The organism is Candidatus Hydrogenedentota bacterium (genome assembly GCA_012730045.1).
Lineage (GTDB): Bacteria > Hydrogenedentota > Hydrogenedentia > Hydrogenedentales > CAITNO01 > JAAYBR01.
Map to the genome: position 1 here is coordinate 1 of JAAYBR010000109.1, position 12479 is coordinate 12479.

The window sequence follows — 12479 nt, forward strand, 5'->3', positions numbered from 1 at the left end:
CAGCCTTTTGCCACGGGCTGCTAGACGGCCTCATGGACGCGCATTTGCTGTGCGGCGGCCCTGAACAAGTCGCGCCGGTCCTTGTCGGAACGCCTCGCCAGTTCACGCATGGGACCCGCCCTCCCCGGGACGCGGTCTGGCGCCCTGCAGGCAGACTGGAAGGGCCCGAACATTTCCCACGACAGGAGAAGTTCGGGCCCTCTTTTGGGAAGGGAGCTGACCGCTGCGGTCACGCGCCGTCGGCGGGTTGTTTGTCAGTCTTCCTCGAACAGATCCTCCGTATTCGAATCCGGGGGGGTGTCTTCCTCGGAGCGGCACAGGCTCTTGAGTCCGAACCCGAGAGTGAGTTCGTTATGGACCTTCTCGGCGAGGGCCAGGGCGCCGAGGAGGAGGTGGCGGGCAGACTCGTTGGTGAGGAATCGGGAATCCAGGTGGCCGCAGACGCCGACCGTATCTTCATAAGCCCAGACCTTGGCGGGCAGGTTTTCGAAGGCGGTGCTAAGGATTGAGCGGTACAGTTCGTCGGAAGGATAGGCGGGAAGATCACACAGCTCGGCTTGGCAATACAGGCACACGCCCCCTTCGAGGGTGGGCTCAAATCCGGTCTCAAGGACGATATCCTTGTGGAAAAGGAAAAAGCTTCTTCGGTCCGGTCGAGAAACGTGGAACTCACGCAGGGTGTCAAGATCGAGCAGCAGACTGGTCAGTCGTCCCAGCAACCTTCTCTCCAAACGGGGATCTATGGTAAGGAACTTGTCGCCCGGATCCCCGCCGTGAGCGTTCCGGGGCAGGTCGATCCCGGTGCCGGCATCCTCCTCCGGCAGGTCCATCCATCGCAAGTGGGCGTTCTTCAGCACGACGGCACGAACACGCTCGGGGACACTATATGGACGAATGCGGGAGAAGGCGGTGCGCCGGTACTGCTCAACCGGGTCCAATGAACCCTCTGGTTCCGAAAGGCTCCAGAAGGTTCCCGTCTCCGTAACTTCGTCGCCGTGCCACGGTCGAACACCGAACCGCGCCACAAGGGAGACCGTGGTCGCCTTGGCTGCCCGCAGGAGCTCACGGGCCACGTGCAGGACAAGCTTGTCCGTCAGTTCTTCTGCGGGCAGGGTTCCCACAAGGGAAACCTGTCCGTTTTCCACTCGCCTGCTGAAAGGCCCCTCGTACCCCGAAGGCTCCAGCAGTCTCTCGTAGAACAGGGTCCGGTCCCCCTGCGGCACGCCGCATACGGGGGAGGCGAAGTGCAGACGGAGGCCCTCCCCAGGCGACACTTTGTACCAGAAGGAGGCTGTCGTCCCCCCCTCATCCCACACCGTAACGACATCGTCGTCGTCCAAAACCGCGGTCACTCCGGATCGGGGGAATGCCTTCAGGCACATCTCGAGCCGTCCGACCAGTCGTTCCAGCAACTCCGCATCCGATGCTGAACATTCTTCTCTCATCCAGGCCATACCATCATCCTCCATTGTTCGCCCGAGGTATCATTTTTCCGGGCAGTTTCAGTTCCGTAGTGGCCGCCTCAAAGCACAATGCATTGATTCAGCGGCCCGCCGTTTCCAGCGTTCCCCCCAATATAGAACCGGCACTTGCAAAACGACCCAGTATTTGAAACTCGGACACTCCAGGAGCCTGTCGGAAGGTGTTTCGGGAGCCGTCGCATCAATTTCTCACGCCCCTGTCATTGGTCCATCTCTTGCGGGCGTTCCGGGCTTGCGCTGTGGGGGACGGGGAATCCGCCTGGAATGAAGCTTCCATTAGGAGGGCGAGGACTTTGGCGGGGTCGAGATTCTTGAGGAGTCCCAGGAGGCTCTTGCGGAGGGGACTACGATACGTTCCATTTGTCGTTGTATCTCATTTTCTGTTGCGTTTGTATATCGCTTTCCCCCGCCTGATACTCCGGCCCCTGCAGCGCCCACCTAAGCTGATATTCTGCAGATGCCTCCGTCGCGTACCACAGAGAACAACCGCGGCGATTCCCTTTTCGAATGAATTGCTTGGGGCGGCCCGGCAGTATGGGCACCCGTCCTTAGTGTTCCGATTCGGTCCCTCCGCGGCAAACCGACGCTCCTTCTGCGCCCTAAAGAAATCGTCATGGGGCATGACTTCCCCATAGCGATGGATTTCGACTTAAGCGGGCGGCAGAAAGGGAACCACGTGGGCCCCATGAACGTGAGGTTATGTCAACGGGCCATCAAGGTGGAGGGTTACTTGTATTGAGTGTCCACAAGCCTTCCGTATCTTCCGGAACAGGGAAGCCCGCTTCGAGATTTGTGCGGGTTCAGTTTCATATCCCGGTTCTTGCGCCGGAAACGCTTGCGACAAAAGGGGCATTCAATCACGTAGACGGTTTTGCCGAAGCGGCCACCGGGCGGTGTGTGTCTCAATGGCTTTTCCACCGACCGGCGTGCTTTTGGCGCCTAAATGGGGCCAACGCTCGAGATCTTAACCTGGTAGACCGGTTTGAAGGGCTGCCTCGTTGCCTCCACGCTCTGAATTTGGTCAACACGGTAGGCTCGGTGCTCGCGGTTGTCCACACGGACCGCGTGAAGCACCAAGTGGCCGTCCCGTGTCCGGCGCAGGGAATATGGCTCGATGATCCGCTGCGCGCCCTCGTATCCCAACTTCACACACAAATGGTTCGCTGCGGCGAAACGGATGGTCTCCAGAGGAACGGGGGCATGCCACACCTGCATCGGCACGGCGGCCCCTGAGCGAACCGGGGCCTCCTCGTCTGACGCGAAACGCATTTGGGGAAGCGCGGGCACCTTGATAACCGTCTCCAGCCAGGCGAAGAGGTCCCCAATCTCATTCCAGAAGGCCTCGAGCGGGGGCAGCACGGGCAGCTGGTGGGCCAGCATGTTCGACCATTCCGATTCAAGCGCCTCTCGGTTGGCCTCCGTCCTGACCGAATCCAACGTGGGAACCGGGATACCCTTGGCCTGACACTTCTCCGCCAGGACTGTCCTGATTATTGCGGCATGCGCATTGGGTTCCAAGTGGCGAAAAAGGTTGATGATGTCGTAGAGATCCCGGGGACGCCCGCGTTCGCCCATGGCACGTATTTTCTCCGCAAACACCTCCTCAAAGCAGTAGCAGCAAACGGTTGCAGGTTCCGGCAGCGCGTCGGGGTATGAATGATGTATGCGGCGTTGAACCGTTGGCCGGACCACTTTCTCCGATGCGCTTAGGTCTACCTTCACGCTGGCGACCTTGGTTGCCCCGCGGGGACCTTGATAGTAAACGCGGCCTTCCGTGTATAAGCCCGAATCATGCCCCTTGAGGAGAAAATCCCTGCCCCTGAAATCGAGTCCCGACGCTTCCGTGACCCGCTCCAAGACGGCCCTCAAGATCGGCGCAAGTTCGGCAGGTTCGATGAGACCGCCGGGAAGGACCGTGAAATCCAGATCCTCCGAGAACCGGTAGGTCTCGATGTGGCATTTCTTCAAACATGTGCCGCCTTTGAACGCCCACTTGGTCCCCAGAGTATCGTCGGCGCCAATGCCCCAAAGAAGCCATCCGAGGACGTAGTCCTTCTCCACGATATCGTCGCGCAGCGACCATTCCCGTACGCGTTCATCGAGGTCAAACCGGCTGATCATGTGGGTTCTCCACCGCTTTTGATTTCCACATTCACCCTGAGGTTCCACCGTTTTGAGATGCGTCCAGCTCGGCGGACGGTCGGGTCGAGAAACGTGAGGCCGGCGCTGAGTGAAGAGCGACAACGTTCGACAACGTCCGGAACATCGATGCCGAGGGTCTCCATAAGGTATCCCAGCCGTTTGTAGACCGTTCGGTTGCCGGCCCGCTCCGCGTACTCGAGGAGCAGATGCTCATTGCGGTGCTCTCCCGCAAAGTAGGTTTCAATGACATCGGCGACATGGCGGATGCCGGCACCGAGATCCGGTTTGTCGAGAATGTCCACGATGGTCCTCGAAGGGTCCGAGACCGGCACCTGGATGCGGTCGCGCCACACAATCCTCGTTCCAAACAGCCTGTCCTTGGAGCGGTGCCTCAGGTGGAAGGCCGTACCCTGGATGGCGACCGGGCTCTTTCTGACGGACTGGCCCGTCACAATCGCGATGTCGCGAAAGATCTGTTCGGTCAACCCCCAATGCTCGCAGGCGCTCCAGCCGGCGATATAGCAGGGCGTGAAGCTGCGAACGGCAACGACCCAGGTGTCCTCGCGCCAGTCCGCAGGCTCAGCCGCCCCGAGCGGCACCGTGGCATAAAGGCCCTGCTTGACGCGAACAAGCCATCCCTTGGCGGCGAGATGGGCAAGCAGGCGTCGCGCACGAACCAGGTCCAAAGACCAGACTCGTCCTGCCTCCGCCGCCCTGAATGATCCTGTGGTGTTCCTGTGCAGGACTTCGAGACGCTCACGGGTCTCTGCTTCAATCCCGCGCCGGATGGACGATGATGGTGCAGTCATATTCGTTTTCCTTCATCTAGCGTGAACTAAATACGTACAGAATATACCATTTCGTTCAGAGTTCCGCAAGTCTTCCCCGCAGCCGTATCCGATCAACGGAGGTTCCGGTGGCCGAGGATTTCCGCCTCAAGAAGCGGGAACCCTCGGCAAGTGGCCTTTGATACTTTGGGTTCTTGGGCGGACAGGGGTCGTGCCCGAAGCTGTCCCTGTCTCGGACACACCCGACCCAGCCATGAATCACTGGTTCCGAACGCTCGTTCATTTTTGCCATTGGACGCCCAGCGTTAGTGGCCGCATTCCGCGTGTTGTGGACGGACGATAGGCGCCCGGTGCCTTCTTTACGCGTGGCTGTCAAGCCCCCGGTTTTTGGTCCAGGTCTTATGAAAGTTTCGGGTTCACGATTAGCCTCCACAAGTCCCGCCTTCCACAGTTGTGGCCTCCTCCCGGACAACCGTGCCCGGGAGGCAGACCGGATTCACGGGGTTTGTTCGTTTTTCGACGGGAGGGCGGGGTTCAGAACGGAGAGGAGCGCCGCGAGAACCTCCGTCGGACCGAGTTCTTTCAGGAGTTCCAGAAGGTCTTCGCGGCGGGCGTCGCGGTCCGTTCCATTTTGGAAAGGGGCAACATTTGGGGCAACGAAGATTTCGCTGCCTTGTAAACAGTTGGGGTTGTTGCCTTTATGACTCTCCGCCTCCTGTCTTACACGCAGAGGGTCGCAGGTTCGAGCCCTGCACCGCCCACCATTCCCTTCCACAGACCCATCGCGTCCACCGTTGACAGGCAACGGCGTCCCTGCCCTCAGACCCGCTCACCCGGTCGCGGCCAAGGCTGCGGGCGTTTCCATGCGCCTGCCCGGAGGCGCGCCGGAACTTCAACGGTCCCCTGCCAGGACCATGCCTGGCCGCTTTGCGTCGCGCCCACCACCAAGGCCGCATGCGTATTCAGCTCGGCGATCCGCGCACGCAGCCGGCCCCCCCGGCCTCAACGGTTGCGGAGGCCCCCCGGCAGCTTATGTTCGCCGCCTTGCAAGGATTGGCGAACTCGATGGTCATGCCATGCAACGGGGGATCTCATGCAGGCGCGGCGTGTTGTGGGCCAGGGCGGTGCGGTTGGCCAGATGGATGATGGTCCGCCCGGGGGGCTTCCGCCGACAGTCCCCGCATGCCCGCCGCCGACAGCCCCAGGATCCCCAGCGCCCCCATGCGCAAGACGTCTCTGCGTGTCATGTCCGCGTGAGCATCCTCTCGCGGTGCCGCCGGTTCCGTCAGGGCCTCACGCGCCGCCGTAGTGGAACGCCTCGTCCACCATGGCGAAGTAGTTTTGCAGGGGGACGTAGTTGCATATGGTGTTGCCGGAGCCCAGGGCGAAGCGCCCGCCGGGCACGCATGCGTCCATCACGCGGCGGACATGGGCGCGCAGCTCGGGCTCGGGCAGCCGCGCGAGCTTGTCCACGTCCACGCCGCCGAGGATGGCGATGCGGCCGCCGTGGCGCCGCTTGAAGTCGAAGACGGAGTTGCCCTCGTCCTCGTAGGAGTGGCGGGCGTCAATGCCGACGTCGTCAATGAGGTCCGGCATGATGCTCTCGAGATTGCCGCAGGAGTGGAGCAGGTAGACGAGCCCGTTGCGGTGGGCGAGGTCCGCCAGCCGTTTGTGCCACGGCAGCACGAGCGCGCGGAGCTGGTCCGGGGCGAGCAGGGGGCCCGTCTTGAAGCCCATGTCGTCGCCCTGGAAGAACCCGCGCAGGTTGGGCAGGCCGACCAGGCGCTCGTAGACGCCGCAGATGATTTCGCCGACGCGGGAGAAGACCGCCTCCACGAGGCCGGGCTGCTCACAGACCAGCATGCACAGGTTCTGGTAGCCCAGCAGCGTGTCGAGGGGCACCTCCAGAAAGCCGCTCGTGGGGCAGACGAACAGGCCCATGCCCTCGGGCAGGCGCGACGCCGCGTACTCGTAGTGCCACAGGTCCGCCGTGGCCGGGTCCGGCCAGGGGTAGGCCTCGAAGTCCTCCCACGACGCGATGGGGCCCCGGTCCTCGTTCGCCCATTTCCGGCTGCCCCGCGAGAGGTTTGCCGTGTCCGCCGCGTCGAGGTAGTCGCCGGGGAAGTCCGCGCCGCCGATGACGCGCAGGTAGTCGTAGCCCATGCGGTGGTAGACCGCCGTGCGGTTGTCGAGATAGGCGGCCACGGACGCCCGGTCGGGCCCCGGCTCCACCCACTCGCGGCCCAGGAACGACCGCGCGATCTCGCGCTCCACCTCGTGGTCCAGGAACAGTTCGGCCAGCGGGGGGCGCGCGGGCGCCTCCTCCCCGCGGATCACCCGCACAAACCGGTCAATGTCGGGCGCGGGCTTCTCAAGCGGCAGTTTCATGGACGGTCTCCCGCCGCCGGGTGGTTCGCATGGCGGCGGGATAGTTGTACCGTTTTCCCCCGGCCCGGGTCAATGCGCGCGCCGGACCGTCGTGTTCGCCCGGGGCGCGGCAAGCGGCGCCCCTACGGCCGGGATTGGTCGGCTTCCCGCAGACCTGAAGAGGGCGCGGCAAGCGGCGCCCCTACGGCCGGGATTGGTCGGCTCTCCCGCAGACCTGAAGAGGGCGCGGCAAGCGGCGCCCCTACGGCCGGGATTGGTCGGCTTCCCGCAGACCTGAAGAGGGCGCGGCAAGCGGCGCCCCTACGGCCGGGATTGGTCGGCTCCCCCGCAGACCTGAAGGGGGCGCGGCAAGCGGCGCCCCTACGGCCGGGATTGGTCGGCTCTCCCGCAGACCTGAAGAGGGCGCGGCAAGCGGCGCCCCTACATGCGCGGATCCGGGGCGCATGATCGTAGGGGCGCCGCTTGCTGCGCCCTCTTGCCCCCTCCGCATCGGCCGTCGCCCACCAGCTTTACCCCGGGCTGGCGGGGGCGGGGGGGCGGTGCGTATAGTGGTCGGCGGGGGTGCGGCGCGGTGCCCGCCGCGCCGGCGCGCCCCGCGGGCCTCCCCAACGGAAAGGGTCTTCGCATGCGGCGCTTCGTCTTTGTGCTTGCCGGACTGGCCGCCCTCGGCGCGTGGGGCGCGGATGACTCGTGGAAACTCCCCCTGGACGTGAAGGAGAAGGCCCTCGAGCAGAACGCCCGGGACCGCCACAACATCCTCGGGCTCTACCCGTCGCAGGTGGAAATCTCGCTGGACCGGGGCGAGCCGGACTACTCCACCCTGGGCCACTGCGACATCGCCCACGCCGTCTGCTGGTCGTCGAACTATCTTGCGGGCTGCTCGTTCCGCTACGCCTTTCTCAAGCGGACCGGCGCCCCCGCCGACGTGGTCGCCGACGCGAAGCGCCGGGCCGACGAGGTCTTCGAGGGCATCTACCGCTGCCAGCTCGTCACGGGGGTCCGCGGCCTCCAGGCGCGCGGCTACGCCTTCGGCCACGGCGAGTCCTACGAGGAGCGCGTCGCCGACACGCCGCGCGACATCTGGTACCAGGGCGCGGGCGAATTTGCGGACCTGCGCTGGCGCGGCGACCCCAGCCACCACAACTACAGCGCCGCCACCCGCGGCCTGGGCCACTATTACGACCTCGCCGCCGAGGGCCCCCAGAAGGACCGCTGCCGCGAGGCCATTGACGCCCTCGTCGGCTACTGGGTGGACAACGACCTCAACATCTGGCACATAGACCGCCAGCGCAAGACGCCGATCCTGGGCTTCACGGACGGCAGGACGCTGAACATGCGGGTCATGATGGCCATCTCGGGCGCGAAGATCGCCCACCACGCCACAGGCAACCCCAAGTACCAGGCGATGTACGAGAAGCTCCTCGCGCAGTACGGCGTGCGCGGCATGAAGACCCTCGCCACGGAGAAGAACTTCGACGACGCGGAGCATGTCCTCTGCCACCTCGAGAACCTCTTCCGCATCGAGACGGACCCCGAACTCCTCGCCGCCTACCGCGTCATCCTCGACGGCATCTGGGCCAACCACCGCGACGACGCCCAGAGCCTCTTCACCTACATCTATTACGGCGCGGCCCCCGACGCCCCCGGCCGCGACAAGGCCCTCCGCGAGGCCCTCTTTTCCCTCCAGACCTGGCCCACCGACACGACGCTCCAGCCGCGCATGAACAGTCTGCGCCCCGACCTCCAGCCGCCCTACCCCGTCTACGCCGCCGCCTGGGACAACGAGTACATCTGGAAGGGCAACCTCCTCCAGGCCGACGGCTGGACCAGCCGCGGCATCACCGACCTCGCCGTCCCCGCCGAGGACCCCCTCGTGGTCTACGCCCTCGACCAGAGCGGCGACATCTACCAGTCCCGCGACGGCGCCGCCACCCCCGCCGGATGGCGCCCGATCAGCCTCAAGCTGCCCTCGCCCGCCCGCCGCATCAGCGCCGGGCCGCGCGTGCGCCTGGTCTGCGCGCTCTGCGCCGAGGGCCTCTACGCCACCCTCAACGGCGGTGCCCTCTGGCGGCGGCTCACCCTGCCCGACGACGCCGGCGCCCCCGAGGACGCCGTGTTCGACCCCGAGAATCCCGGCGTGCTCTGGGCCAAGGCCGAAAACGGCGTCTACCGCAGCGCCTTCCGCCGCGCCAAGGACATGGGCAGCCGGTGGGAAAAGGTCACCGCGCCCGGCCCCTTCCCCGTCCGCGGCGGCGACGCCGCCCACAGCGCCGCCGGACACTTTAAGGCCGACCCCAACGGCGTCCTCAAGAGCGCCGACGGCGGCCAGACCTGGGCCCTCAAGAACGCCGGCCTCGACATCCCCCGCGCGGGCACCGTCTTCGCCCCCGCGACGACCGGCTGGGTTTTCGCGGGCACCCCCGCCGGCCTCTTCCTCTCCAAAGACACCGGCGAAACCTGGCAGCCCGCCCACCTCGTCCTCCAGTTCACCTACAACACCCGCCGCGAGATCGGCGGCGCCGCCTATGTGGACGCCTACTGGCGCGGCCGCTACTACGGTTTCATAGACGATACCGCCGCCACCGCGCCCTGGAAAGAGTAGAGCAAGAGACAAGGCCGCCGGGACGGCGGCGCTACGGTGTCGCGTGTCGGGCAGCCTTCCGTAGCGCAGGCGTCCCGCCTGCCTCGTCTTCACCGAAACCGCCGAGCTTCGAGAAGATGCGGCATTTCGCAAGGAAGCCGGTCGTGCGCAGCGAGGTGGCACGGGCTTCCAGCCCGTGGTCTTGGGCCGCATCCATGACCCGACCACGGGCTGGAAGCCCGTGCCACCTCGGCCCACGATCCCAGCGCCTTTCTCCGGACGCGCCGTCTCAACCTTAAACCGCTCTGGACCACTGGAAGCGCGAAGACAAGGCCGCCGGGATGCTCGGCGGTCCGGGAAGGCTCAGGGGTTGAAGGACCGGACGCTGTCCACCACGTGGGCCACCTGCTCGTCCGTGAGGTCCGGGTGCATGGGCAGCGAGAGGATCTGGGCGGCCCAGGCTGTCGTCACCGGCGCGCCCTCGGGCAGGGTGCGCACGCCCCTGTACGGCGCCTGCAAATGCACCGGCACGGGGTAGTGGATGCCGCAGTGGACGCCGCACGCCAGCAGGTGGGCCAGCAGCTCGTCGCGCCGGGGGGACCGCACCACGTAGAGGTGCCACACCGGCACGGTGTCCGGCGCCGTTTCCGGCAGGACGAGGCCCGTGTCCGCGAGGCCCTCGCTGTACATCGCGGCGAAGCGCCGGCGCTTGTCGTTCCATTCGTCGAGGCGGCGCAGCTTCACGCGGAGCACGGCGGCCTGCATGCTCTGGAGGCGGCTGTTGAACCCGACGACGGGGTGGATGTACTTCTCCGACTGGCCGACGTTGCGGTAGATGCGCAGGGAGTGCGCCACGGCGGCGGTGTCCGTGGTGACCGCGCCGCCCTCGCCGTAGGAGCCGAGGTTCTTGCCGGGGTAGAAGCTGAAGCAGCCGCACACGCCGAGCGACCCGGCCCGGCGGCCCCGGTGCCGCGCGCCGTGGGCCTGCGCCGCGTCCTCCACAATATGGAGGTTGTGCCGCGCGGCGATGTCCGCGACGGCGTCCATGCCGGCCATGTGGCCGTAAAGGTGCACCGGGATGACCGCCTTGGTCCGCGGCGTGACCGCCGCCTCCACCAGCTCCGGGTCGAGGGTGTAGTACGGCCGCGCCGTGTCCACCAGCACCGGGGTGGCCCCCGCCAGCGTGATGGCGTTCACCGTGGCGATGAACGTGTTGGCGGCGGTGATCACCTCGTCGCCGGGGCCGACGCCCAGGGCGCGCAGCGCCAGGTGCAGCGCGTCGGCGCCCGACGCCACGCCCACGCAGTGGGCCGCGCCGCAGTACTCCGCAAACTCCCGCTCGAACTGCGCCACGGCGTCGCCCAGCACGAAGGACGCGCCGGACATCACCTCCTCCAGCGCCGCGTGGATCTCCCCGCGGAGCTCCTGGTACTGCGTCTTCAGGTCCACAAAGTTCACTTGCATGGGGTGTCTTCCATTTCTGTTGGCGCGCCGCGCCCCGGCCGCCCGTCACTCCGCGACGTACAGGTCCTTCCAGAGGATGCCGTCCACGCCGCCGGAGTGCAGCTGGAGGGCGAAACTGCCCTCGAAGAGCTGCTGCCCCTGGTCCGTCAGGTCCAGCACGCGCATCCCGTTGACCCACGTGGTCACATGGTTGCCCTGCGTGCGGATTTCGATCTCGTTCCACTGCTCCGGCCGCAGCACCATGGCCTGGGGGGACTTCAGGTCCGGCTCCACCAGCCAGCCGCGCTTGTAGCTCTCATAGACCCAGCCCGACGGCGACGGATATTCCGGGGCGACCTCGCCCTGGAGCCCCGCGATCACGGGGTAGCCGTCGTCCTTCAGCGTGATGGTCGAGTGGTAGAAGAGGCCGAAATTGCCGTCGCCGAGGGTCTTGAACACGCCGCGGACGCGGAAGTCCTTGAAGGTCTCCTCCGTGGCCAGGTAGCCCTCGCTCTTCTTCGGGCCGCTCCCGCCGAGGATCTCCCCGTCGCGCACCGCCCACTTCTCGCTGCCCCACTCCTTCCAGCCCGCGAGGGACTTGCCGTCAAACAGGGCCCGCCACTTCCCCTCGCGCCCGTAGTCCTTCACGCGGATGTTCCGGTACTCCACCGCCGCCGTGTCCTCCTTCGCCTCGTAGGCGAAGGACTGGAGCGCGAGGAACCCGCCGACATACGCCTCGTCCTCCAGCCGAAGCGCCGACACGTCGTGCAGGAAGACCTCAATGACGCCGCCCCGCGCCGACACGCGCATCTTGTTCCACTCGTACTGCTTGAGCGTCTTCACCGACTCCGGCGACGGCTCGGCCAGGGGCCCCCGGCCGTTCTCGTCCACCAGCCGGCCGCTGCCGTTGCGCTGGCGTGTCTCCACGTTCGCCTGGTAGCCGTACATCTGCTTCGGGGCATCGGCGGCGCTCTCGCCCTCCTTCAGCGGGCGCGGCAGCCAGTGCGAGCGGAACTGCAAGCCGCCGTTCGTCGGCACGGGCGTGCGGAACTCCAACTCCACCTCGAAGTCGCGGAACTCGCGGCCGCCGAACAGCAGCCAAGTGTTCTCATCCTTCGCCGCCGTGCCCCGGACAACGCCGTCCGCCACGGACCACTGGCCGCCCAGGGCGGTCCACCCGGCCAGATCCCCGCCCGGGGTGATGTCCTCCCAGTCCGCGGCCAGGGCCGCTCCGCACACAAACACCGCAACCAGGGCAACACGGGAAAGGTTCATGGTTTGCTCTCCTTGAAGGGGCCGGGCGCGGACCCCGGCCCCGGAAAGGGGGCCACGGCAACGGTCCGCGCGGTCAACCGGTAAATAGTACCTGTTGCCCGCCCCGAACGCAAGCGGAACCCGTTTTACCGGGAAGCCGGATAAGACGCTGCGAGAAGCGGGGTCGCACCGGGAACGAGATTGCCGCGCTTCGCTGCTAAGAAAGTACCGGGTTCGCTGGAGAGGCCGCGCCCCTGGGATCGCCAAGCTTCCCCTTGGCTTTCGGGGAAATACGGATCGAACAGGCCCGCGCGGAAAAACCCAAGAGGCCAAGCTGGAGCTTGGCGATCCCAGGGGGCGCGCAGTTTGGGCGATGGAGGGAGCCGAAGACGTGGCGAGACG

At 66.0% G+C, this 12479-nt stretch carries 8 protein-coding genes; 1 reads left to right on the plus strand and 7 read right to left on the minus strand.

Annotated features, from left to right (window positions below):
• Positions 1-254: 254 nt before the first annotated feature.
• The 5 genes from GXY15_12215 to GXY15_12235 form a co-directional block, all read right to left on the minus strand.
• Positions 255-1454: a YbjN domain-containing protein gene (locus tag GXY15_12215; protein NLV41976.1), complete on the minus strand. Its 1200-nt coding sequence runs from the start codon at positions 1452-1454 to the stop codon at positions 255-257.
• A gap of 966 nt (positions 1455-2420) precedes the next feature.
• Positions 2421-3602 (minus strand): WYL domain-containing protein, encoded by a 1182-nt coding sequence (locus GXY15_12220; protein ID NLV41977.1) that lies wholly within the window; start codon positions 3600-3602, stop codon positions 2421-2423.
• Positions 3599-4432, minus strand: coding sequence for a hypothetical protein (locus GXY15_12225; GenBank protein NLV41978.1), 834 nt, complete (start codon positions 4430-4432; stop codon positions 3599-3601). The genes GXY15_12220 and GXY15_12225 overlap by 4 nt, the downstream gene beginning before the upstream one ends.
• 55 nt (positions 4433-4487) lie before the next feature.
• On the minus strand, positions 4488-4814 hold the full coding sequence (locus GXY15_12230; GenBank protein ID NLV41979.1) for a DUF2188 domain-containing protein: 327 nt from the start codon (positions 4812-4814) through the stop codon (positions 4488-4490).
• An 890-nt stretch (positions 4815-5704) separates the two neighbouring features.
• Positions 5705-6799 carry a hypothetical protein gene (locus tag GXY15_12235; protein NLV41980.1) on the minus strand — a complete coding sequence of 365 codons (1095 nt, stop codon included), beginning with the start codon at positions 6797-6799 and terminating at the stop codon, positions 5705-5707.
• Positions 6800-7424: 625 nt separating this feature from the next.
• On the opposite strand from GXY15_12235, the gene GXY15_12240 reads away from it, so the two are divergent.
• Positions 7425-9401 (plus strand): hypothetical protein, encoded by a 1977-nt coding sequence (locus tag GXY15_12240; protein NLV41981.1) that lies wholly within the window; start codon positions 7425-7427, stop codon positions 9399-9401.
• 342 nt (positions 9402-9743) lie between these two features.
• Here the strand turns inward: GXY15_12240 and GXY15_12245 are convergent, their stop codons facing one another.
• A complete protein-coding gene (locus GXY15_12245; protein NLV41982.1) occupies positions 9744-10844 on the minus strand; it encodes a DegT/DnrJ/EryC1/StrS family aminotransferase in 1101 nt (366 codons plus the stop codon).
• A gap of 45 nt (positions 10845-10889) precedes the next feature.
• Positions 10890-12098: a DUF1080 domain-containing protein gene (locus GXY15_12250; GenBank protein ID NLV41983.1), complete on the minus strand. Its 1209-nt coding sequence runs from the start codon at positions 12096-12098 to the stop codon at positions 10890-10892.
• Positions 12099-12479: the final 381 nt, after the last annotated feature.

What these genes read in the sequence shown, in the direction of transcription:
- GXY15_12245 (NLV41982.1), bottom strand. Translation starts at nt 10,844, where the DNA reads ATGCAAGTGAACTTTGTGGACCTGAAGACGCAGTACCAGGAGCTCCGC.
- GXY15_12235 (NLV41980.1), bottom strand. Translation starts at nt 6,799, where the DNA reads ATGAAACTGCCGCTTGAGAAGCCCGCGCCCGACATTGACCGGTTTGTG.
- GXY15_12250 (NLV41983.1), bottom strand. Translation starts at nt 12,098, where the DNA reads ATGAACCTTTCCCGTGTTGCCCTGGTTGCGGTGTTTGTGTGCGGAGCG.
- GXY15_12225 (NLV41978.1), bottom strand. Translation starts at nt 4,432, where the DNA reads ATGACTGCACCATCATCGTCCATCCGGCGCGGGATTGAAGCAGAGACC.
- GXY15_12240 (NLV41981.1), top strand. Translation starts at nt 7,425, where the DNA reads ATGCGGCGCTTCGTCTTTGTGCTTGCCGGACTGGCCGCCCTCGGCGCG.
- GXY15_12215 (NLV41976.1), bottom strand. Translation starts at nt 1,454, where the DNA reads ATGGCCTGGATGAGAGAAGAATGTTCAGCATCGGATGCGGAGTTGCTG.
- GXY15_12220 (NLV41977.1), bottom strand. Translation starts at nt 3,602, where the DNA reads ATGATCAGCCGGTTTGACCTCGATGAACGCGTACGGGAATGGTCGCTG.